Origin of the sequence: Nocardiopsis trehalosi NBRC 14201 (assembly GCF_001552555.1) — a bacterium.
In the GTDB taxonomy this organism is placed as follows: Bacteria; Actinomycetota; Actinomycetes; order Streptosporangiales; family Streptosporangiaceae; genus Nocardiopsis_B; species Nocardiopsis_B trehalosi.
Map to the genome: position 1 here is coordinate 1 of NZ_BCRK01000106.1, position 21,448 is coordinate 21,448.

Here is a 21,448-nt window from a genome sequence, read left to right on the forward strand (position 1 = left end):
CCGGGGCGGACCCGCCCCGGCGGCCCCAGCCCCGAGGAGACGCCGTGCACCCCGACCACGCCGCCGAGCTGGCCCGCCAGTACCGCGAACGGCAGCGGGCGGTCGCCGCCGCCGAGCGCGCCGCCCGCGGTCTCCGGCGCGAACGCCGCCGCGACCGCCGCGACCGCCGCGCGGCGCTCCGCCGCGGCCACCACTACGGCCCCGCCGCGTGACCGCGCCCCGGCCGGGCCGTTCCCGCGTGCGACCTGCCTCCCCCACCTGGTGGCCTGGGGGCGACCGACCGGGACGGAATGAAATACCAACCGGTAATCACCATCAATTGGACGGAAATGGACTCACGCCCCTGGGGAAACTGTATATTTTGTCGTGAGGCGCGCCTTCTCCACACCCGGTGGCGCCGCGCCGCCCCGGACCGATCGGGGGATTCGCGGCTATCCACGCTCGGATCAATGGCATAAACTGTGCCGAACAACGGCCTCCCGATGCGTATCACCGCACGTCAACCCCATTGACGCGCGCGCCCGATTCGTCCGAGCGAACCGTCGAATAACCCCGTATCCGGCCACCTCGCGCCAGGAAGGAATTCCGTTGTGAGTGGGCACGCCCCCGCCCCCGGCACCGCTCCCGCGCTGCACCCCGCCGCCGCGGCCGATCCCGTGAGGGTGCTCGTCGTCGACGACCACGCGTTCTTCCGGCGCGGCCTGGTCTCCGTCCTGGCCGAGGAACCCGACATCGACGTCGTCGGCGAGTGCGGCGACGGCGACGACGCCGTCCGCCAGGCCGCCCGGCTGCGCCCCGACGTCGTCCTCATGGACGTCTGGATGCCCCGCTCCAGCGGCATCGACGCCTGCGCGGGCATCAAGCGCACCGTCCCGGACGCCAAGATCGTCATGCTCACCATGAGCGACGAGGAGGACGACCTCTTCGAGGCGCTCAAGGCGGGGGCCACCGGCTACCTGCTCAAGGAGATCGCGGTCGACGAACTCCCCGACGCCGTGCGGGCGGTGGCCGACGGCCAGTCGTTCATCAACCCGTCCATGGCCACCAAGCTCATCGGCGAGTTCACCGCCCTGGCCCGCCGCGGCCGGGGCGGGCGCAGCCGCCAGGCCGCCCCGCCGCAGCTCACCGAGCGCGAGACCGAGGTGCTGCGCCTGGTGGCCCGGTGCCTCAACAACAAGGAGATCGCCGACGAGCTGTTCATCTCCGAGCACACGGTGAAGAACCACGTGCGCAACATCCTGGAGAAGCTCCAGCTGCACTCGCGCACCGAGGCCGCGGTCTACGCGGTGCGCGAGAAACTGCTCGACGGCGAGTGACCCCGGCCGCCGGCCCGCACGCGGCGGGCCGGCGCAAGGTCAACGGTCACCCGGCTGGCACGGGCCGCACGGGTCGGCGGTCACAGGGTGGGCAGGTAGCGCTGGAGCTCGTACGGCGTCACCTGGCGCCGGTACGACTCCCACTCGGCCTTCTTGTTGCGCAGGAAGAAGTCGAACACGTGCTCGCCGAGGGTCTCGGCCATCAGCTCGCTGTTCTCCATGGCGCGGATGGCCTCGTCCAGACTCTGCGGCAGCGGGGCGATGCCCAGCGCGCGGCGCTCGGCGTCGGTCAGCGCCCACACGTCGTCCTCGGCGCCCGGCGGCAGCTCGTAGCCCTCCTCGATGCCCTTGAGCCCGGCGGCCAGGATCACCGCGTAGGCGAGGTAGGGGTTGCAGGCGGTGTCGAGCGAGCGGAACTCGATCCGGCTGGAGTTGCTCTTGGTGGGCTTGTACATCGGCACCCGCACGAGCGCCGACCGGTTGTTGTGCCCCCAGCACACGTAGGCGGGGGCCTCGCCGCCCGCCCCGGCCGAGGCGGCCGCGTTGTCCCACAGCCGCTTGTAGGAGTTCACCCACTGGTTGCACACCGCGGTGATCTCGGGGGCGTGCCGCAGCAGCCCCGCGATGAACCCGCGCCCCACCTTCGACAGCTGGTACTCGGCGCCCGGCTCGTGGAAGGCGTTGCGGTCGCCCTCGAACAGCGACATGTGCGTGTGCATGCCCGAGCCCGGGTACTCGGTGAACGGCTTGGGCATGAAGGTGGCGTAGACGTCCTGCTCCATCGCCACCTCCTTCATGACCAGCCGGAACGTCATGATGTTGTCGGCGGTCGTGAGCGCGTCGGCGTAGCGCAGGTCGATCTCCTGCTGGCCCGGGCCGCCCTCGTGGTGGCTGAACTCCACCGAGATGCCCATGGCCTCCAGCATGTTGATGGCGTTGCGCCGGAAGTCGTGCGCGCTGTTGTGCGGGGTGTGGTCGAAGTAGCCGCCGGAGTCGTTGGGCTCCGGGAACTCGCCGTAGGCGGGCATCTTCTTCAGCAGGTAGAACTCGATCTCGGGGTGGGTGTAGAACGTGAACCCGAGGTCGGAGGCCTTGCCGAGCTGGCGCTTGAGCACGTGGCGCGGGTCGGCGTAGCTGGGGGTGCCGTCGGGCATCAGGATGTCGCAGTACATGCGCGCGGTGCCGTGCGGCTCGTTGCGCCACGGCAGTACCTGGAAGGTCGACGGGTCGGGCTGGGCCAGCATGTCGGCCTCGTGCACCCGGGCGAACCCCTCGATGGCCGACCCGTCGAACCCGATGCCCTCGGAGAACGCGGCCTCCAGTTCGGCCGGGGCCACGGCCACCGACTTGAGGTACCCGAGCACGTCGGTGAACCACAACCGGACGAACCGGATATCGCGCTCCTCCAGCGTGCGGAGCACGAATTCCTGCTGTCGATTCACGGGGTCACCTTCCTCGTCGCGGAGCGCGGCGGCGCGTATCCATCGAGTGTCGTACGGAACGCCACCCCCCAGTGTGCCCCCTGCAGGTTTCCGGCGCATTAACGCAGGTGATGGGGGCGGCCGGAGAACCGGTGTACGCATTATCACAGCAGCGGGGCGGCCCCGGCCGGGCGGCCCGACGCCGTCCGCACTAGGCTCTGGGGCGTGGTGCAGCTCAGGATCGCCCTCGCCCAGGTCAACCCCACCGTCGGAGACCTCGACGGCAACTCCGCCCTCGTCGCCGCCTACGCGCGGCGCGCGGCGGACGCCGGCGCGCATCTCGCGGTGTTCCCCGAGATGGTGGTCACCGGCTACCCCGTCGAGGACCTCGCCCTGCGCAACTCCTTCGTCTCCGCGTCGGTCAAGGCGGTGCACGCGCTCGCCGCCCGCCTGGCCGACGACGGCCTCGGCGAACTGCCCGTGGTGGTCGGGTTCCTCGACCGCCGCGAAGGCGTGGGCGCCCGGTTCGGCCAGCCCGCCGGCGCCCCGCAGAACGCCACCGCCCTGCTGCACCGCGGCCGGGTCCGGCTCACCTCGGCCAAGTACCACCTGCCGAACTACGGCGTGTTCGACGAGTTCCGCAACTTCGTCCCCGGCGACACCCTGCCCGTGGTCCGGTTGCACGGCGCGGACGTCGCGTTCGCGGTGTGCGAGGACCTGTGGCAGGAGGGCGGCCCCGTCACCGCGGTGCGCGCCGCCCGCGCGGGGCTGCTGATCACCCTCAACGGCTCGCCCTACGAGCGCGACAAGGACGACGTCCGGCTGGAGCTGTGCCAGCGGCGGGCCCGCGAGATCGGCGCCGCCGTCGGCTACGTCAACATGAGCGGCGCCCAGGACGAACTGATCTTCGAGGGCGACTCCCTGGTGGTCGACGCCGACGGCGAACTCGTCGCCCGCGCCTGCCAGTTCGACGACGCCCTGCTCGTCGCCGACCTCGACCTGCCCGAGGCCGCCGACCCCACCCCGGCCGAGGACCCGGTGAGCGGCATCCGCATCCGCCGCTACACGGTCTCCACCGACCCGGTCGCCCCCTACGACCCGCTGCCGCCCGCCATCACCCCGCGCCAGGACCCGCTGTCCGACATCGGCGAGGTGTACCGGGCGCTGGTCACCGGGCTGCGCGACTACGCGGCCAAGAACGGGTTCCGCTCCGTGCTGCTGGGGCTGTCGGGCGGCATCGACTCCGCGCTGACCGCCGCCATCGCCGCCGACGCGGTCGGCCCGGCCGGCGTGTACGGGCTGCTGATGCCCAGCCGGCACTCCAGCGACCACTCCCTGGCCGACGCCGAGGACCTGGTGAAGCGGCTGGGGATCACCGGCCGGACGGTGCCCATCGCGCCGATCGTGGACGCGTTCGCGGGGTCGGTCGCGGTCGACGGGGTCGCCGCCGAGAACCTCCAGGCGCGGGCGCGCGGCACGCTGCTGATGGCCCTGTCCAACCAGGAGGGCCACCTGGTGCTGGCCACCGGCAACAAGAGCGAGCTGGCCACCGGCTACTCCACCCTCTACGGCGACGCGGTGGGCGGGTACGCGCCCATCAAGGACTGCTGGAAGACGGTGGTGTGGGAGCTGGCGCGGTGGCGCAACGCCGAGGCCGAACGGGCGGGCGAGGTGCCGCCCATCCCGGAGAACTCCATCAGCAAGCCGCCCAGCGCCGAGCTCAGCCCGGGCCAGCTCGACACGGACACCCTGCCGGACTACGCGGTGCTCGACAGCCTGCTGGACGCCTACATCGGCACGGACAAGGGGCTGCTGGAGCTGACCACCGCCGGGTTCGAACCCGAGCTGGTCGAGCGGGTGATCCGGCTGGTCGACCGGGCCGAGTACAAGCGCCGCCAGTACCCCCCGGGCCCCAAGATCAGCTCCCGCAACCTCAGCCGCGACCGCCGCCTCCCGATCACCAACCGCTGGACCCCCTGACCGCCTCCGCCTCTCCCCCGTTGATCTCGACGTCATCGGGCATTGGGACCGCTCCCATGCCCCGGGAGCGTCAAGAGCAACGAGGTGCGAGCGGTTTCGGGCACGCGAGGCCGCCCCCGGCGGCGATGACGTGCGCGGCCATGGTGCCGGGGGGACCCCTATCTCCAGTCAACCCGCACCGAGGGGGTCCGCGCCGGCGGAACCACGCGCCTGTGGACGACCCGCGCCCTCATCGCCGCGCGGGCGGGCGGATCAGACGTCGGTGATCCGCAGGCCGGCGTGGGCCTTGTAGCGGCGGTTGATCGCGATGAGGTTGGCGGTGAACGCCTCCACCTGGTGGGCGTTGCGCAGCCGGCCGCCGTAGATCCCGCGCACGCCCCCGATGCTGGACGCGAGGGCGCGGACCTCGTCGGTCGCCGCGCGGTCGTCGCCGAGGACCAGCACGTCCAGGTCGACCCGGTCGACCTCGGGGTCGAGCAGGACCACCGCCGACACGTGGTGGAACGCCGCCACCACCCGGCTGCGGGGCAGGACCGCCTCGGCCTGCTGGGCGGCGCTGCCCTCCTCGACCGGCAGGGCGTAGGGCCCCTTCTTGTCGAACCCGAGCGGGTTGACGCAGTCGACCACGATCTTGCCGGCCAGCTCCTCCTCCAGGGAGGCGAGCAGTTCGCGGTGGCCCTCCCACGGGACGGCGACGATCACGATGTCCCCGGCCGCGGCAGCGGCGGCGTTGTCGGCGCCGCGCACGGGCAGGTCCGCGCCGAGGTCGTCGGCCGCCGCCTGGGCGCGCTCGGCGCTGCGGGAGCCGATGACCACGTCGAGCCCGGCGAGCGCGAACCGGCGGGCCAGGCCGCGCCCCTGGTCGCCGGTGCCGCCGAGCACGGCGATGGTGCGCCCGGCGATGTCGGGCAGGTCGTGCGGTGAGTTCTGTTCAGCCATGGGTCCGATCATGGCAGGCGCGGGACCGCCGCAGCGCACGCGGGCGGTGTGCCGTGGCGGACATTCGCGCCGGCGGTCAGAGCGTGGTCACGCCGTCCAGGCCGAGGGCGCGCAGTTCGCGGCGTTCGCGCGCGGCGGCGGCGAGCACCGACACGGTGCGGGCGTCGGCGCGGCCGGTGGCGGGCAGGCCGTGGTCGTGCTGGAACGCGGCGAGCGCCGGGGCGCGGTCGGCGGGCGGGGCCGCGGCGTCGAGCCGGCCGAGCTCGATCAGGCGCGCCCGCACGGGCGCGGGGTCGGCCTCGGGCAGGACGAGTTCGGCGTCGAACAGGGCGCCGAGGACGCCCCGGGCGACGTAGGCGGCGCGCCGGAGCCGGTCCGGCCAGAGGCGGTGCCAGGCGGTGGACGCCGCGGTGCGCGGTGCGGCGGGGTGCCAGGCGTGGATGGTCGCCATGGGGATCACCGTCTCCCTGTGTCGCGGGCGGGCCTCTCCTTCGAGTATGCGCGCGCGGCGCGGCCGGGCGCATCCTCTCCCGGGTGGGAATCGGGTGAGACGAAGGTCGGTACCGCCGGACCGGTGACCGCCCTTCCGGAGGTGGCGCGGCCCCGACCTTCGGCCGTGCCGCCCGCTCGGCGGCGCCACCTCGGACGCGCATCGGGGCCGTGGGCGCGCCGTTCCGTTAGGGGTTCCCGTCCGCCGGTCGGCGGCGGGACGCCCCGGCGTCGGCGCGGGAGGCGACCGCGCCGCAGCGGGCGGGGGTCAGGCCAGGGCGGGGGTGTCGAGGGTGAGGGTGCGGGCGTCGGCGTCGAGGGTGGCGGTGACGCCGAGGGGCACGGTGAGCTGGGCGGGCCGGTGGCCGAACGCGAACTCGCCCACCACCGGGACACCGAGCGGGGTCAGGCGCTCGACCATGAGTTCGCGGACCGTGCGGTACCCGGGCGTGCAGTCGGTCCACGACCCCAGCAGCACCCCGGCGACACCGCGCATCCACCCGCTGCGCAGCAGTTGGGTGAGCATCCGGTCCAGCCGGGACACGTCCTCGTGGACGTCCTCCAGCAGGAGTAGGCCGCCCGCCGCCGAGGGGCGGCTGTGCGGGGTGAGCAGGCCGTCGTTGAGCAGGCTGAGGTTGCCGCCGATGAGCGTCCCCCGGGCGGTGCCGCCGACGAGCGTCTCGGCCCCGGGCGGGGCGAGGACCGTCCGGGTCTCCGGGGCGAACAGGGTGGCCCGCAGCTCCGCCGCCGCGACCGGGTCCCCGACGAAGTAGCCGGTGCCGACCACCGGCCCGTGCAGGGTGGCCACCCCCACGTCGACGGCGAACGCCTCGTGCAGCGCGGTGACGTCGCTGAACCCGACCAGCGCCTTGGGCGGAGCCGCGCGCAGGGCGGCGAAGTCGAGCAGGTCCAGGGTGCGGTGGGCGCCGTCGCCGCCGCGCGCGCACAGCACCGCCGCGGTGTCCGGGTCGAGCCAGGCCCGCGTCAGGTCGGCGGCGCGGTCGGCGTCCGTCCCGGCGAGGTAGGGCAGCACCGGGTGGCGGTCGCGCAGGTGGGCGCCCTCGCGGACGTGCAGCCCCCAGCCGCGCAGGATGTCGAGCGACGCGTCGAGCCGGTCGGCGGGCACCGGGCTGCACGGGGCGACGACCGACACGGTGTCCCCCGGTACCAGGCGGCGCGGCCGGACCCCCGCCGGGCAGGGGGTCACGGGCGCAGTTCCAGGGCGGGGGCGTCGGTCTCGAAGCCGAAGACCTGGGCGTACAGCGACAGTTCGGCGTGCAGGGCGGCGCGGATGGTGGCCTCGCGGCGGAACCCGTGCTGCTCGCCGGGGAACGCGAGGTAGGCGTGCGGGACGCCGCGGCCGCGGACCCGCTCCAGGAACCGCTCGCTCTGCACCGGCGGGCAGATCTCGTCCTCCAGGCCCTGCATGAGGACGAACGGGGCGGTGACCGCGTCGCCGTGGTTGACCGGGGACCGCTCCTCGTAGCGCTCCTTGGTCTGCGGGTACGGGCCGACGAGGCTCTCCAGGTACCGCGACTCGAAGTCGTGGGTCTCGCCGGTGCGCCACCCGGTGAGGTCGACGATCGGGTAGAGGATGGTGCCGCAGTGGAAGGCGTCGGTGAACGCGAGGGCGGCGGCGCTGGTCCACCCGCCGGCGCTGCCGCCGCGGATGGCGAGCCGGCCGGGGTCGGCGGCGCCCTCGGCCACCAGGGCGCGGGCGACCGCCACGCAGTCCTCGACGTCGACCACGCCCCAGTTCTCGCGCAGCCGCTCCCGGTAGGCGCGGCCGAAGCCGGTGGAACCGCCGTAGTTGACGTCGACCACGCCGATGCCGCGGCTGGTGAAGTAGGCGACCTCCAGGTCGTGCAGCATGGGGGCGCGGCTGGTGGGGCCGCCGTGCACCCACACCACGTAGGGCGGGAGTTCGCCGGGGGCCCCGGTGTAGTCGGGGTTGTGCGGCGGGTGGACGTTGGCGTGCACGTCGCGGCCGCCGGGGCCGGGGAACACGCGGGCGCGCGGGCGGGGCAGGTAGGCGGCGACCGGGTCGGGGGCGGCGTCGGCGCGGGGGCGGCTGAGCGACCGCCAGGAGCCGTCGGGCAGGTGGAGGGCGACGATCTCGGCCGGCCGGGCGGGCGACGCGGCGACGCCGACCACGGTGGTGCCGGCGGCGCCCGCGAGGGCGAGTCGGCCGAACCACTCGGTGTGGGGGGTGTCGGCGTCGGCGACGGCGCCGGAGTCGGGGCAGATCAGGCCGAGGGCGGTGGTGGCGCCGCCGTGCACGGCGGCGATGCGCCCGTCCTGGAGGGGCAGCAGCCAGCGCTGGCCGAGCTGCCACAGCGGGCCGCCGAACTCCTCGTCGCGGCGGACCAGGCAGACGGGCGCGGAGGCGGCGGTGCCGTCGGCGCCGAGGGTGATGGAGTGCGGGTTCCACCAGCCGTCGGGGTCGGTGACGCAGTAGAGCGTGGAGGCGCTGGCCCATTCGGCCTGGCCGACGGCCTCGCCGGGGCCGCCCGCGAGGGTGCGGGGTTCGGCGGCGGTGCGCCGGCCGGCGGCATCGGGGACGAGGTCGGCGACGCGCAGCAGGGTGGCGTCCCACGGCATGTCGGGGTGGTCCCAGCCGATCCACGACAGGTGGGCGCCGTCGGGCGCGACGCGCGGGCAGGCGAGGAAGTGGGTGTCGGCGGCGACGACGCGGACGGCGCCGGGGTCGGCGGCGGCGGAGCCGTCGAGCGGGACCGCGACGATGGCGCGTTCGACGGCGTCGGGGGTGGGGGCGGTGTGCCGTTCGCGGACGCACCACACCTCGTCGCCGCCGGGGCCCAGGACGGGTTCGGCGTAGCGGTCGGCGGCGGGCGCGGCCGGGGCGGGGGTGAGCGGGGCGGGGTCGGCGCCGGTGGCGGGGTCGTACCGGTAGAGCCGCTGGTCGGTGTACTCGGCGAAGACGACGGCGGTGCCGCGCCCGCCGGGCACCAGCAGGTAGGGGCGGCCGCCGTACTCGTGGACGCGGCTGCGCGCGTTCCACGGGGCGGGCAGCACGGTCTCGGGGCCGCGGTCGGGGGCGTCGAGCCGGGTGCGGCACAGGGCGACGCGGCCCTGCTCGGCGGGGCGCGGCTCGGTCCACCACACCTCCTCGCCGTGCGCGGCGGGCCAGTTGGGGATGCCGTCGTGGCGGGCGACGCCGTCGGCGTCGATCGGCGACGGCCAGGAGCCGTAGGGCAGGGTGCGGGTGGTCACCGGGCGCCTTCCTTGCTCATTCGACGGTGGTCAGGAACCGGTCCAGCACGCGGGCGCCGAACCGGAGGGCGTCGACGGGGACGCGTTCGTCCACGCCGTGGAAGAGCGCCCCGTAGTCGAGGCCGGGCGGCAGCCGCAGCGGGGTGAACCCGTAGCCGGTGATGCCGAGTTCGGAGAACTGCTTGGCGTCGCTGCCGCCGGACAGGCACACGGGCACGACGTGGGCCTCGGGGTCGTGCGCGAGGAGGGCGGCGCGCATCGCGGCGAAGGTGGGCGACTCGATCGGGGAGAGCAGGGCCGGCGAGCGGTGCCGGTAGGCCCAGTCGACGCGGGGCCCGGTGAGGGCGTCCAGGGCGGCGGCGAACTCGTCCTCGGCGCCGGGCAGGACGCGGCCGTCGACGCCGGCGGTGGCGGTGCCGGGGATGACGTTGACCTTGTACCCGGCGTCGAGCATGGTCGGGTTGGCGCTGTTGCGGATGGTGGGGGCGAGGAGGTCGGCGGCGGTGCCGAGGCGGGCGAGGAGGGCGTCGACGTCGCGTTCGGGGTCGAAGCCGGGGGCGTCGAGGTCGGCCTTGACGCCGAGCGCGGCCGCGGTCTCGGTGAGGGCGGCGCGGGTGACCGGGGTGAGCCGGACGGGCCAGCGGTGGGCGTCGACGCGGGCGACGGCGGCGGCCAGGGCGCCGACGGCGTTGTCGGGGTTGGGCTTGGAGCCGTGCCCGGCGGTGCCGCGCGCGGTCAGGCGGAGCCAGGCGGAGCCGCGCTCGCCCGCGCCGACGGGGTAGAGGCGGACGGGCCGGCCGTCGGCGGTGGCGGCATGGAAGGTGTAGGCGCCGGATTCGCTGACGCCCTCGGTGCACCCCTCGAACAGGTGGGCGTGGTGGCGGACGAGGTGGTCGGCGCCGTGGGCGGCGCTGTCCTCCTCGTCGGCGGTGAAGGCGAGCACGATGTCGCGGCGCGGGGCGCGGCCGGTGGCGGCCCAGGAGCGCACGAGGGCGAGCACCATGGCGACGGTGTTCTTCATGTCGACGGCGCCCCGGCCCCACACCATGCCGTCGCGGACCTCGCCGGAGAACGGGTGGACGGCCCAGTCGGCGGGGTCGGCGGGGACGACGTCGAGGTGGCCGTGGACGAGCAGGCCGGGGGCCGCGGGGTCGGTGCCGCGGACGCGGGCGACGACGTTGGTGCGGCCGGGCGCGGGTTCGATCATCTCGGGTTCGAGCCCGGCCTCGGCGAGCCGCGCCGCGGCGTACTCGGCGGCGGGCCGTTCGCGGCAGTCGCCGCCGCCCCGGTTGGTGGTGTCCAGCCGGATGAGGTCGGAGGTGAACCGGACGACCTCGTCGTCGGCGACCGCCCACGGGTCGCGCTGCTGTCCGTCGTTGCCCACGTGCTGCCGTCCTGCCCTGTCGTGCTCGTCGTCGCTTCCCGGCCGGGGTGCCGCGCTCACCCGTAGAGGGGTTCGACCGCGTTGGCGATCAGCGTGGTCACGGCCTTGAAGCAGCGGATCATCTCATAGGCGTCGGGTGAGGTGTAGCGGACCCGCCGCTCCGCGACCTGCGCGACGCCCGGGACGAGCGCGGCGGCGCCGGCGAGCTGGGCGGCGTCGACCTCGATCTCGACGGTGAGGGGGCCGTGCCGCACGGGCTCGGTGCGTCCGGCGAGGGCGGTGGCGGCGCGGGCGGCCTCGGCGATGTCGGCGCGGGTGCGGGCGGGCGGCCGGCACACGGCGGCGTAGCGGGACACGTAGTCCTTGACGGCGGCGGTGCGCGCCGCCGGGGCGTACCCGGCGGCGTCGGCGCAGGCGCGGTCGTCGCCGGTGACGAGGACGACGGGGGTGCCGTAGGCGGCGGCGACGCGGGCGTTGAGGCGGCCCTCGCTGGCCGGGACGCCGTCGAGCCAGACCCCGGTGATGGAGTTGGGCAGGTAGGTGTGGGCGAGCACGCCCTCGTCGCCGGCGCCGCAGTGGTAGCCGACGAACGCGAGCCCGTCGACGTCGCCGTGCTGGACGCCCTCGACCATCGACAGGTCCTTGTGCCGGCCGGTGAGCATGACGGCGCGGTCGTCCAGGCGCTCCAGCAGCAGGTTGCGCATGGTGGAGTGGGCCTCGTTGACGACGACCTCGGTGGCGCCGCCCGCGTAGAACCCCTCGATGGCGCCGTTGACGTCGGAGGTGAACATCGCCCGGCAGCGCTGCCACTGCTCGGTCCCCGGCTCGACGTCGGCGGGCCAGGTGACCCCGGTGGCGCCCTCCATGTCGGCGGAGATCAGGATCTTCACGGAAGGGACCCTACCGGCTCGCCCCGGGGCGGCGGAATCCCGCGCCGCCGCCCGGCGCGTCCGCCGGGCGTGGGCCGGGCGCGGCGCGGAACGGGCGGGGTCAGGGCAGGGTGAGGATCTCGGCGCCGGTGTCGGTGATGACGAGGGTGTGCTCGAACTGGGCGGTGCGGCGGCGGTCGGCGGTGACGGCGGTCCAGCCGTCCTCCCAGACCTCGTAGTCGACCGTGCCCAGGGTGATCATCGGTTCGATGGTGAACGTCATGCCGGGTTCCATGACGGTGGTGGCGCGGGGGTCGTCGTAGTGGGGGACGGCCAGGCCGGAGTGGAACTCGGGGCCGACGCCGTGGCCGGTGAAGTCGCGCACGACCCCGTAGCCGAACCGCTTGGCGTAGGACTCGATGACCCGGCCGATGACGTTGATCCGGCGGCCGGGGCGGCACGCCTTGATCGCGCGCATGGTGGCCTCGCGGGTGCGCTCGACCAGCAGCCGGGACTCCTCGTCGACGTTGCCGGCGAGGAAGGTGGCGTTGGTGTCGCCGTGCACGCCGTGGATGTAGGCGGTGATGTCGATGTTGACGATGTCGCCGTCGGCGACGACGGTGTCGTCGGGGATGCCGTGGCAGATGACCTCGTTGAGCGAGGAGCACAACGACTTGGGGTAGCCCTTGTAGCCCAGGGTGCTGGGGTAGGCGCCGTGGTCGCAGAGGAACTCGTGGCCGACCCGGTCGAGTTCGTCGGTGGTGACCCCGGGCACGACGTGCCGGCCGACCTCCTCCAGCGCCTGGGCGGCGAGGCGCCCGGCGACGCGCATGGCCTCGATGGTGGCCGCGTCCTGCACGTCGCCGAGGACCCCCTCGACCGGGCGTTTGCGGCCGACGTACTCCGGGCGCGCGATGGCGGCGGGGACGGAGCGGGGCGGGGAGATGCGGCCGGGCACGAGCGGGGTAGTCATGTCAGGGCATTCTAGTTCGTACCGCCGAGTGCGGAATTCCGCGTCGCCGGGGCGGCGCGGGGGTAGGAGCCGGGTGCGGAGAGCCCGAACCGGAACGAATCAGCGGGAGACGACCATGAGCCACGCGGAGGACATCGTCCCCGGCGGCGACCGGCGGTGGTGGTACTGCCTCCGGCACAACACGCCGGAGCAGGGACCGGGCTGCCCCGACAAGTACCGGCTGGGGCCCTACCCCGACCGGGAGACCGCCGCCGAGGCGCTGCACACGGTGGCCGAGCGCAACGAGGCGTGGGACGAGCAGGACCGCGACTAGCGGGACCGCGGCGAGGAGGCCGCGGCCGCCGCACCGCCGCCGGCCCGCCCGGGGCCGTGCGGCGGCCGCCGCGGTGCCGGGCGGCCCGCGGTCACCGGCCGCGCGGGCACCGGGTACACGGGACAGGGCGCGCGGCACCGGGCGGACGGTCACAGGGCGGAGTCCTGGTGGTCGAGCACGCGGGGCCCGCTGACGACGTCGAGGAACCGGGACAGGCGGGCGCGCAGGCCGCCGTCGCGGCGGGTCTCGGGGCGGCCGGCGGCGTTGCTGACGAGGTGCTGCATGCCTTCGAGGGTGACGGGCGCGCTGCCCGGCACCAGGCTGACGGCGTCGTGCGCGAGGTGCGCGAGTTCGGGGTCGCCGTGGTCGAGCGCCAGGATGGTGGCGCCGGAGCGGCGGGCGTCGTCGACCCGTTCGAGCAGCGACACCGGGGCCTCGGGGGCGGAGTTGACGACGAACAGGGTCTCGCCGCGGCGGGTCTCGGCCAGGCGGTCCAGCCCGATGCGCAGGTGGGCCGGCGCGTCGGGCGGCGGGTTCCACCGCAGCAGGCTGGGGGCGAGCTGGGGCAGCCCGGCGTAGCGGCTCTCGTCGTCGAGGTGCGCGGCCAGGTGCCAGGGCTCGTCGTCGGGCGTGCCCACCAGGAGCAGGCCGCCGGGGTCGCGGGTGAGGCGGAGGGCGCGCGCGAGGTCCTCGGCGCGGTCGACCCACGGGGTCGCGGCGAGGATGTCGCGCAGCGCTGCTACATGTCGGGCGTCCACCCCTCCATGGTGCACGAAACCCGCGCGGCGCGCAGGCGGTGTCCGCGATGTCGCCCGGCGGGCGGTCCGCCCCCGGCTTCCGGGCCCCGCTCCCCCCGGGCCCCGGCTACCCGGCGGACTCGGCGCGCACGCGGGCCCAGTGGCAGGCGGCGTGGGTGCCGCGGCCGGCCGGCAGGACACCCGGGTCCTCGGTGCGGCACCGGTCGGCCACGCCGGCCCGTTCGGCCTCGCCGGAGGCGAGGACCGGGCAGCGGACGTGGAACCGGCAGCCGGCCGGGATGACCGTGGGGTCCGGCGGCTCCCCGCTGAGGATCACCGGGTCCCCGGCGTCGGCCTCGGGCAGCACCGACAGCAGGGCGCGGGTGTAGGGGTGCCGGGGCGCGGACAGCACCTCCTCGACGGTGCCGACCTCGACGATGCGGCCCAGGTACATCACGGCCACCCGGTCGGCGATGTTCCACGCCAGTCCGAGGTCGTGGGTGACGACCAGCGCCGACAGCCCCAGGTCGTCGCGCAGCCGCAGCAGCAGCGCGAGGATCTCGCCGCGCACAGAGGCGTCGAGCGAGGCAACGGGCTCGTCGGCGACGATCACCTCGGGGTCGAGCACGAGCGCCCCGGCGATGACCACGCGCTGGCGCTGCCCGCCGGACAGCTCGTGCGGGTAGCGCAGGAAGAACCGCTCGGGCGGGCGCAGCCCGGCGCGGGCGAGGGCGGCGGCGACGCGGGCCTCCTCGTCGGGCGCGGCGCCCTCGTGGATGCGCAGCCCTTCGGCGACGGCCTCGTAGACGGTGTGGCGGGGGTTGAGCGACCCGCTGGGGTCCTGGAGGACGAGCTGCACCCGGCGGCGGTACGCCTTGAGCGCCTTGGACCGGTAGCGCAGTGGGGCGCCCTCGAACTCGACCCGCCCCTCCGACGCCTTCTCCAGGCCGAGGAGGGTGCGGGCGAGGGTGGTCTTGCCGCACCCGGACTCCCCGACCAGGGCGACGATCTCGCCGGCGTGCACGTCGAGGTCGACGCCGTCGACGGCGCGCGCGGTGCCCCGCCCGCCGTGCCCGCGGAAGCGGACATGCAGGCCCGCGGCGCTGAGGACGGGGACGGTGGGCGCCTCGGCGGCGGGCGCCTGGGGGTCGGCGGTCATCGGGTCTCCTCCGGGGCCGCCGCTGCGGGGACGGGCACGCCGGCGGCCGCGGCCTCGTCGTCGGACAGGACGTGCACGCACGCGGCGGCGCGGTCGGGGCCGGCCGGCCACAGGACGGGGTCGACGGCGGCGCACCGGTCCTCGGCCTCGGGGCAGCGGGGCCGGAAGGAGCAGCCGGCGGGCAGGTCGGCGGGGTCGGGCGGGTCGCCGGCCAGACCGCGCGGCGCCCGCCGGGAGGCGGGGTCGCCGATGCGGGGGAACGCCCCGCTGAGCGCCCGCCCGTAGGGGTGGCGGGCGGCGGCGAACACGTCGGCGGCGGGCCCCTCCTCCACGATGCGCCCGGCGTACATGACGGCCAGCCGGTCGCAGGTGTCGGCGAGCACCGACAGGTCGTGGCTGATCATCATCATGCTGATGCCGTTCTCGTCGACCAGCCGGTCGATGAGGCGGAGGATCTGCGCCTGGATCATGACGTCCAGCGCGGTCGTGGGCTCGTCGGCGATGACCAGGCGGGGTTCGCAGGCCAGCGCCATGGCGATCATGACGCGCTGGCGCTGGCCCCCGGACAGCTCGTGCGGGTAGCTGCGGGCCCGCCACCCGGGCAGGCCGACCTGCTCCAGGAGTTCGGCGACCCGGCGGGTGGCGGCGGCGGGAGTGGCGGTGCCGTGCAGCAGCAGGGGTTCGGCGATCTGGTCGCCGATGCGGCGGACGGCGTTGAGCGAGTGCATGGCGCCCTGGAAGACGATGGAGGCGCCGACCCAGCGGACGGCGCGCAGCCGCCCCCACTTCATGGTGAGGACGTCCTCGCCGTCGAGGAGCACCTGCCCGCTGACGGTGGCGCTCTTGGGCAGCAGCCGCAGCAGGGCGAGGGCGACCGTCGACTTTCCGCACCCGGACTCGCCGGCGACGCCGAGCTTGCGCCCGGGGGCGACGGAGAACCCGATGCCGCGTACGGCGGGGACGTCGCCGCCGCCGGTGCGGTAGGTGACGTGCAGGTCGTTGACTTCGAGGTAGTTCACCGGCGCTCCCGCAGCCTGGGGTTGAACACGCCCTCCAGCGCCCGCCCGCACAGGGTGAACGCGAGGGCGACGACGGCGATGGCCACGCCGGGCGGCAGCATGTACCACCAGATGCCCGAGCTGACCGCGCCGGCGGTGCGCGCGTCCTGGAGGATGCCGCCCCAGGAGACCGTGCTGGGGTCGCCCAGGCCGAGGAAGGCGAGCGTCGACTCCAGGATGATGGACTCCCCCACGATGAGCGTGGTCTGGGCGAGCACGACCGGCATCACGTTGGGCAGCACGTGCCGGCTCATCACGTGGGCGTGCCCGCCGCCGAGGGCGCGGGCGCGCTCGATGTAGGGCCGGGCCTCGACGGCGATGGTCTGGGCGCGCACCAGCCGGGCGGTGGTGGGCCAGACGGTGACGCCGATCGCGATGATGATGGTGAAGGTGCTGCGGCTCATGACGGCGGCCAGGGCGACGGCCATGACCAGGGTCGGCAGCACCACGAACCAGTCGGTGACCCGCATGAGCACGTTGGACGCCCAGCCGCCGAAGTGCCCGGCGATGATGCCGACGAGGGTGCCCAGGGCGACGGAGACGAACGTGGCGAGGAAGCCGACCGTCAGCGAGATGCGGGCGCCCCACACCACCAGGTCGAGCACCGACCGGCCGAACGCGTCGGTGCCGAGCGGGTAGGCGGCGCTGGGCGGCTCGAACCGGCCGCCCTGGGCGCCGGTGACGGTGAGGTCGGCGGGGTCGATGAACAGCGGGGCGCTCACCGCGACGGCGACGAACAGCACCAGCGCGCCGAACCCGAACAGGCCGGCCCGGTTGCGGGCGTATTCGCGGCGGAACTCGGTGAAGGCGCGGCGGCGGCGCTGCCACAGCAGGGCGCGCCGCGACGCCGCGGGGGCGGCGGGCGCGGGCTGGCCGGCCGGGGCCGGCGGTTCGGCGGGCGCGGCGGGGCGGTCCGGGCGGGGGTCGGCGGCCGGGCCGGCGGGGTCCGCCGGGGCGGGGCCGTCGGCGGTCTCCTCGGTGCGGCCGGCGGCGCCGTCGGGGGCGCTCATACCCGGACCCGGGGGTCGAGGAGGGGGTAGACCAGGTCGGCCAGCAGGTTCATCAGGATCACCGCACCCGCGAAGAGGACGAACAGGGCCTGCACGGTGGGCAGGTCGGGCACTTCCAGCCCGGAGTAGAACAGGGAGCCGAGACCCGGCCAGGCGAACACGGTCTCGACCAGGATCACCCCGGCGACCACGCGACCCAGGTTGAGGAAGATGAGGGTCACCGTGGGCAGCAGCGCGTTCGGGACGGCGTGCCGGCGCAGCACCAGGGCGTCGCGCAGGCCCTTGGCGCGGGCGGTGGTGAGGTAGTCCGAGCCCATCTCGTCCAGCAGCGAGGACCGCATGATCATCATGTACTGGGCGTAGACGACGGCGACCATGGTGGTGACGGGCAGCACCATGTGGTGGGCGACGTCGAGGGTGGTGGCCACCGGCCCGGTGACCCCGGGGGTGGTCATGCCGCTGGTGGGGAACAGGCCGGTGCCCGAGGCGAGCACCACGATGAGGATGAGCCCGAGCCAGAACGACGGCACCGACCACAGCGTGAGCGCCACCCCGGTGTTGACCCGGTCCATGACCGATCCGCGGCGCCAGGCGGCGCCGGTGCCCAGCACCAGGCCGATGGCGGCGGCGATGACGGTCCCGGTGCCGGCGAGCAGGATGGTCGGCCCGATGCGCTCGGCGATCAGTTCGGCCACGGGCACCCGGTACTGGTAGGACATGCCGAAGTCGAACCGGAGCAGGCCCGCGCAGTAGTCCAGGAACTGCTGCGGCAGCGGCTGGTCGAGGCCGAAGTCGCGGCGCATGGCCTCCAGCTGCTCGGGGCTGACGGCGCGGCCCTGGGTGAGGGCGCGGACCGGGTCGCCCGGCAGGATGCGGAACAGGAAGAAGCTGGTCACCATCACCGCCACCAGGGAGACGGCGGCGGTGAGCAGCCGTCCGCCCAGGTAGCGGAGGGTCCGGGCGGCGCCGCGCCGGCCGGCCCGGGGGGTGCCCGGGGCGGCCGGCGCGGCGTCCGCGCTGGAAGGAGCCGTCACTGCGTCACTCGCGATCTTCGGAGGTGGACGACCGCCGCCAGAACAGGAACGCGCCGCCGGCGACGACGAGCACGGCGGCCGCGGCGATGCCCGCGATCACGCCGGTGGACAGGCCCGACCCGCCGGCCGCGGAGGCCTCGGCCGGGGTGGCGGAGGTGAAGCTCCAGTGGCCGTCCTGGCCCCAGATGTTGCCGCCGGGGTCGGGCTGGACCTGGACGTCGGACATCTGGTCGGAGCGGTACGCCTCCAGGGTGTTGGAGTAGGTCAGCACGTTGACCACGGCCTCGTCGTAGAGGATGGCCTGCATCTCCTTGACGATGTCGGCGCGCGCCTCGGGGTCGTCGTAGGTGGCGAGCTGGCGCTCGTACAGCTCGTCGTACTCCTCGTTGCAGAAGTAGGCGTCGCTGCGCATGGTGCCGGGCTCCTCCGGCAGCGCGTCGCAGGTGTGGATGCCCAGCACGTAGTCGGGGTCGGGGTTGACGCTCCACCCGGTCATGATGAGGTCGTACTCGCCGGCGTGCAGGGCGTCGCTGAGCACGCCGGGGTCGACGGTCTGGTTGTCGACCTCGATGCCGATCTCCAGGAGGCGCTCCTCGATGACCCGGCCGATGCCGACGTAGTCGGGGCGGTCGTTGTGGACGTGCAGGCGCAGTTCCAGCCGGTCGCCGTCGGGCGAGACGCGGACGCCGTCGTCGCCGCGCTCGTAGCCGGCCTCGTCCAGCATGGCGTTGGCGGCGTCGGCGTCGAAGTCCAGGCGGGCGTCGCCCTCGGGCTCCCAGAAGTAGTCGGGGTAGCGGGAGGGGATGTAGCCCTCGGCGGCCTCGGCGTAGCCGCCGTACACGTTCTCGACGATCTCGTCCTTGTCGATGGCGCGCATGATCGCCTGGCGCAGGACCTTGTCCTGGAGGGCGGGGTGGCCGTCGCCGAACCCCTCGCCGTCCTGGGTCTCGGCGCCGGGGTTGATGGTGAACGCCTGGAACCGCTTGCCGCTGGCGTTGTTGACGGTGATCCCGTCCTCCTCGGCCAGGGCGTCGGCCTGGGCGGGGGTGAGGCCGGAGATGAGCGACACCTCGCCGTTGCGCAGCGCCTCGACCTGGGCGTCCTGCTCGGGCATGGAGGTGAAGACGACGCGGTCGAACTTCGGCGGTTCGCGCCAGTAGTCCTCGTTGGCCTCCAGCGTGATCGACTGGTTGGGCCGGTAGTCGGTGATGGTGAACGGCCCGCTGCCCACGACGGGGAAGTCCTGGTCGTTGTTGAAGGTGCCGTAGTCGTCGACGTCCTCCCACACGTGCTTGGGCACGATGGGGATGTCGAGCGCGAGCATGGTGGCCTGGGGCTCGGAGAGTTCGATCTCCAGCGTGGTGGGGTCGGGGGCGGTGGCGCTCTCGAAGTTGGCCACGAAGTTGCCGTTGGCGGTGGCGGCGCCCTCGTCCTCCATCATCGTGGTGTAGGTCCAGGCGATGTCCTCGGCGGTGAGGGGTTCGCCGTCGCTCCAGGTGACGTCGTCGCGGATCTGGAAGGTCCAGGTGCGGCCGTCGTCGGAGGTCTCCCAGGACTCGGCGAGCCCGGGGATGGGCTCGTTGGTCGCGGGGTCGTAGTTGGTGAGGAAGTCGTAGTTCAGCCGGAACACGCTGGTGCTGATGAGCCGCTGGGCCAGGAAGGGGCTGAGCGAGTCGACCGGCTGGGACACCGCGACGGTGAGGGTGGAGGGCTCCCCGCCGTCGGCGTGGGCGGGGGTGGCGGGGAGCGCGGCGACGGCGAAGGCCAGGCCGGCGGCGGTGGCCGACAGGAGGCGCCGGGGGCGCCGCCCGGGGGGTGCGTGCGGAGTGGTGGCCATGCGGTGTCCAACCCCTCTTTTCTCGGGGGACGGGGAAAGATCTCGACCGTCGGTGTGGTGGTTGTTTACCAGCGTGTACAGAAAAGCGTCAACGACCTACACCATCCCTGTCACGCATTGTTCACGATGTTCCGGGCGCATCCGATCCGACCCGCCGAGGTCCTCCCTAACGCCGCATTCCCACCGCCCGATATCCCCGCCAATTAGCCAGAACACCCGGTTCGGGCTACGGTTCCGCCCATGATGGGGCACTCACACGCCTTGAGCGGCGTGGTCGGTTGGATGGCTGTCGTTCCGCTGCTCCAGGGGACGGAGATCCTCGGCGTGCGGTTCGACCTCGGCTCCGGCGAGATCATCGCGGGCGGGCTGGTCTGCGCGGGGGCGGCGCTGATCCCCGACCTCGACCACAAGAGCGCCACCATCACCAACACCTACGGGTTCGTCACCCGGACCATCGGCGCGCTGTTCAACTGGATGTTCGGCGGCCACCGCAACGGCACCCATTCCCTGCTGTTCGCGCTGCTCATGGGCGTGCTGACGCAGGCGCTGGCGCTGTGGTCGGAGCTGGCCGTGCAGGTGTTCGTGTTCCTGCTCGCCGGCATCGCGTTCAACGGCCTCGGGTTCGGCATGGACAAGAACAAGGTGGCGGCCGAGGTCATCAACGCCCTGTTCGCCGCGGGGATCACGCTCGCGCTCTACACCGCGGGCACCGACTACTCGTGGATGGGGCTGGCGGTGGCGTTCGGCTGCCTGCTGCACTTCGCGGGCGACATGGCCACCGAGATGGGCGTCCCGCTGCTGTGGCCGTTCTGGAAGTACCGGTTCGGGCAGAACATCGGGTTCACCACCAACGGCAAGATCGAGCGCAACGTCGTCACCCCGGTGCTGACCGTCGCCATCATCATCTACGCGTTCTACCTGTTCCCCTGGCCGGAACTCCTACCCGAGGCGTGACGTGCGACTAGTGTGGGCGCCGTGACGCGCACCTCGGAGAGCCTCAGCCCGGAACTGTACGACTACCTCGTGGCCCACAGCGCCCCCGTCGACGACGTCCTCGCCGACCTCGCCGCCGAGACCGAGCGGCTGTTCCCCGGCCAGGCCGGCATGCAGATCGGCCCGGAGCAGGGCACGTTCATGACGCTGCTCGCCCGGCTGAGCGGGGCCCGCGACGTGGTCGAGATCGGCAGCTTCACCGGCTACTCCGCCATCTGCCTGGCCCGCGGCATCCCCGCCGACGGCACCCTGCTGGCGTGCGACGTCAGCGAGGAGTGGACCACGGTCGCCCGCCGCTACTGGGAGCGGGCCGGGGTGGCCGACCGGATCACCCTGCGCCTGGCCCCGGCGCTCGACACGCTGCGGGCGCTGCCCGACGACGCCCGGTTCGACCTCGCGTTCATCGACGCCGACAAGGAGGGCTACGTCGGCTACTGGGACGCGCTGGTCCCGCGCATCCGGCCGGGCGGGGCGCTGCTGGTCGACAACACCCTGTCGCACGGCCGCGTGGTCGACCCGGCCGAGACCGGGGCGCACGTGCAGGGCATCCGCGACTTCAACGACCGCGCCCTGGCGGACGACCGCGTCGACGTGGTGCTGCTGCCCATCGGCGACGGCCTCACCCTCGCCCGCCGCAGGGACTGACCCGCGGCCGCGCCCGCCGGCCCTCCCCCGACCCGCGCGGCGGGCGGCCCGCCGCCA

At 74.2% G+C, this 21,448-nt stretch carries 20 protein-coding genes; 6 read left to right on the forward strand and 14 right to left on the reverse strand.

What is annotated here, in order from left to right; genetic code table 11:
• Together NT8_RS29960 and NT8_RS17955 are read left to right on the forward strand one after the other, a co-directional pair.
• Positions 1 to 212: hypothetical protein (locus tag NT8_RS29960; RefSeq protein ID WP_217999228.1), on the forward strand; the 212-nt coding region annotated here is incomplete at its 5' end.
• Between the two features lie 378 nt (positions 213 to 590).
• Positions 591 to 1,316, forward strand: a complete 726-nt coding sequence (locus NT8_RS17955; protein WP_174549593.1) for a response regulator — start codon at positions 591 to 593, stop codon at positions 1,314 to 1,316.
• An 80-nt stretch (positions 1,317 to 1,396) separates the two neighbouring features.
• On the opposite strand, the gene glnA is transcribed toward NT8_RS17955, so the two are convergent.
• Entirely contained in the window at positions 1,397 to 2,758 is a 1,362-nt protein-coding gene (gene glnA, locus NT8_RS17960; RefSeq protein WP_174549594.1) for a type I glutamate--ammonia ligase, read from the reverse strand.
• A gap of 204 nt (positions 2,759 to 2,962) precedes the next feature.
• Between glnA and NT8_RS17965 the strand changes: the two genes are divergently transcribed.
• A complete protein-coding gene (locus NT8_RS17965) occupies positions 2,963 to 4,717 on the forward strand; it encodes an NAD+ synthase (RefSeq protein WP_067970917.1) in 1,755 nt (584 codons plus the stop codon).
• Positions 4,718 to 4,969: 252 nt separating this feature from the next.
• Here NT8_RS17965 and npdG read toward each other — a convergent pair whose 3' ends face one another.
• The 7 genes from npdG to map all read right to left on the reverse strand — a co-directional run bounded on the left by npdG (position 4,970) and on the right by map (position 12,605).
• The gene (gene npdG / locus NT8_RS17970) at positions 4,970 to 5,656 is read right to left on the reverse strand and encodes an NADPH-dependent F420 reductase (RefSeq protein ID WP_067970919.1); all 687 of its coding nucleotides are present in this window, start codon (positions 5,654 to 5,656) and stop codon (positions 4,970 to 4,972) included.
• A gap of 76 nt (positions 5,657 to 5,732) precedes the next feature.
• Positions 5,733 to 6,107 (reverse strand): peptidoglycan-binding protein, encoded by a 375-nt coding sequence (locus tag NT8_RS17975; RefSeq protein WP_157515874.1) that lies wholly within the window; start codon positions 6,105 to 6,107, stop codon positions 5,733 to 5,735.
• A gap of 306 nt (positions 6,108 to 6,413) precedes the next feature.
• Positions 6,414 to 7,352, reverse strand: a complete 939-nt coding sequence (locus tag NT8_RS30450; RefSeq protein ID WP_067970923.1) for a S66 peptidase family protein — start codon at positions 7,350 to 7,352, stop codon at positions 6,414 to 6,416.
• Positions 7,349 to 9,379: a prolyl oligopeptidase family serine peptidase gene (locus tag NT8_RS30455; protein WP_067970925.1), complete on the reverse strand. Its 2,031-nt coding sequence runs from the start codon at positions 9,377 to 9,379 to the stop codon at positions 7,349 to 7,351. The genes NT8_RS30450 and NT8_RS30455 overlap by 4 nt, the downstream gene beginning before the upstream one ends.
• A gap of 16 nt (positions 9,380 to 9,395) precedes the next feature.
• A complete protein-coding gene (locus tag NT8_RS17990) occupies positions 9,396 to 10,763 on the reverse strand; it encodes a M20/M25/M40 family metallo-hydrolase (RefSeq protein WP_067970927.1) in 1,368 nt (455 codons plus the stop codon).
• 56 nt (positions 10,764 to 10,819) lie between these two features.
• A complete protein-coding gene (locus NT8_RS17995; RefSeq protein ID WP_067970929.1) occupies positions 10,820 to 11,653 on the reverse strand; it encodes a M55 family metallopeptidase in 834 nt (277 codons plus the stop codon).
• A 100-nt stretch (positions 11,654 to 11,753) separates the two neighbouring features.
• Positions 11,754 to 12,605 carry a type I methionyl aminopeptidase gene (map, locus tag NT8_RS18000; protein WP_067970931.1) on the reverse strand — a complete coding sequence of 284 codons (852 nt, stop codon included), beginning with the start codon at positions 12,603 to 12,605 and terminating at the stop codon, positions 11,754 to 11,756.
• Positions 12,606 to 12,720: 115 nt separating this feature from the next.
• On the opposite strand from map, the gene NT8_RS18005 reads away from it, so the two are divergent.
• The gene (locus NT8_RS18005; RefSeq protein WP_067970933.1) at positions 12,721 to 12,918 is read left to right on the forward strand and encodes a hypothetical protein; all 198 of its coding nucleotides are present in this window, start codon (positions 12,721 to 12,723) and stop codon (positions 12,916 to 12,918) included.
• A 149-nt stretch (positions 12,919 to 13,067) separates the two neighbouring features.
• On the opposite strand, the gene NT8_RS18010 is transcribed toward NT8_RS18005, so the two are convergent.
• The 6 genes from NT8_RS18010 to NT8_RS18035 all read right to left on the reverse strand — a co-directional run bounded on the left by NT8_RS18010 (position 13,068) and on the right by NT8_RS18035 (position 19,753).
• Positions 13,068 to 13,676 carry a hypothetical protein gene (locus tag NT8_RS18010; protein ID WP_174549595.1) on the reverse strand — a complete coding sequence of 203 codons (609 nt, stop codon included), beginning with the start codon at positions 13,674 to 13,676 and terminating at the stop codon, positions 13,068 to 13,070.
• 106 nt (positions 13,677 to 13,782) lie between these two features.
• Positions 13,783 to 14,814 carry an oligopeptide/dipeptide ABC transporter ATP-binding protein gene (locus NT8_RS18015; protein ID WP_067970936.1) on the reverse strand — a complete coding sequence of 344 codons (1,032 nt, stop codon included), beginning with the start codon at positions 14,812 to 14,814 and terminating at the stop codon, positions 13,783 to 13,785.
• The gene (locus NT8_RS18020) at positions 14,811 to 15,833 is read right to left on the reverse strand and encodes an ABC transporter ATP-binding protein (RefSeq protein WP_067970939.1); all 1,023 of its coding nucleotides are present in this window, start codon (positions 15,831 to 15,833) and stop codon (positions 14,811 to 14,813) included. The genes NT8_RS18015 and NT8_RS18020 overlap by 4 nt, the downstream gene beginning before the upstream one ends.
• Positions 15,830 to 16,882 (reverse strand): ABC transporter permease, encoded by a 1,053-nt coding sequence (locus tag NT8_RS18025; protein ID WP_084469056.1) that lies wholly within the window; start codon positions 16,880 to 16,882, stop codon positions 15,830 to 15,832. The genes NT8_RS18020 and NT8_RS18025 overlap by 4 nt, the downstream gene beginning before the upstream one ends.
• Complete coding sequence (locus NT8_RS18030) at positions 16,879 to 17,916, reverse strand: ABC transporter permease (RefSeq protein ID WP_067970940.1); 1,038 nt, start codon at positions 17,914 to 17,916, stop codon at positions 16,879 to 16,881. Before NT8_RS18030 ends, NT8_RS18025 begins: the two co-directional genes overlap by 4 nt.
• Before the next feature lie 4 nt (positions 17,917 to 17,920).
• Positions 17,921 to 19,753: an ABC transporter substrate-binding protein gene (locus tag NT8_RS18035; RefSeq protein WP_067970943.1), complete on the reverse strand. Its 1,833-nt coding sequence runs from the start codon at positions 19,751 to 19,753 to the stop codon at positions 17,921 to 17,923.
• A gap of 240 nt (positions 19,754 to 19,993) precedes the next feature.
• Between NT8_RS18035 and NT8_RS18040 the strand changes: the two genes are divergently transcribed.
• Positions 19,994 to 20,707: a metal-dependent hydrolase gene (locus NT8_RS18040; RefSeq protein ID WP_067970944.1), complete on the forward strand. Its 714-nt coding sequence runs from the start codon at positions 19,994 to 19,996 to the stop codon at positions 20,705 to 20,707.
• A gap of 21 nt (positions 20,708 to 20,728) precedes the next feature.
• A complete protein-coding gene (locus NT8_RS18045) occupies positions 20,729 to 21,391 on the forward strand; it encodes an O-methyltransferase (RefSeq protein WP_067970950.1) in 663 nt (220 codons plus the stop codon).
• The last annotated feature ends 57 nt before the right edge of the window (positions 21,392 to 21,448 follow it).

Excerpts from the sequence above, each read along its gene's own strand:
- NT8_RS18040 (WP_067970944.1), top strand. The coding sequence starts at position 19,994 with ATGATGGGGCACTCACACGCCTTGAGCGGCGTGGTCGGTTGGATGGCT.
- NT8_RS18015 (WP_067970936.1), bottom strand. The coding sequence starts at position 14,814 with ATGACCGCCGACCCCCAGGCGCCCGCCGCCGAGGCGCCCACCGTCCCC.
- NT8_RS18005 (WP_067970933.1), top strand. The coding sequence starts at position 12,721 with ATGAGCCACGCGGAGGACATCGTCCCCGGCGGCGACCGGCGGTGGTGG.
- NT8_RS17975 (WP_157515874.1), bottom strand. The coding sequence starts at position 6,107 with ATGGCGACCATCCACGCCTGGCACCCCGCCGCACCGCGCACCGCGGCG.
- NT8_RS18035 (WP_067970943.1), bottom strand. The coding sequence starts at position 19,753 with ATGGCCACCACTCCGCACGCACCCCCCGGGCGGCGCCCCCGGCGCCTC.
- npdG (WP_067970919.1), bottom strand. The coding sequence starts at position 5,656 with ATGGCTGAACAGAACTCACCGCACGACCTGCCCGACATCGCCGGGCGC.
- NT8_RS18025 (WP_084469056.1), bottom strand. The coding sequence starts at position 16,882 with ATGAGCGCCCCCGACGGCGCCGCCGGCCGCACCGAGGAGACCGCCGAC.
- map (WP_067970931.1), bottom strand. The coding sequence starts at position 12,605 with ATGACTACCCCGCTCGTGCCCGGCCGCATCTCCCCGCCCCGCTCCGTC.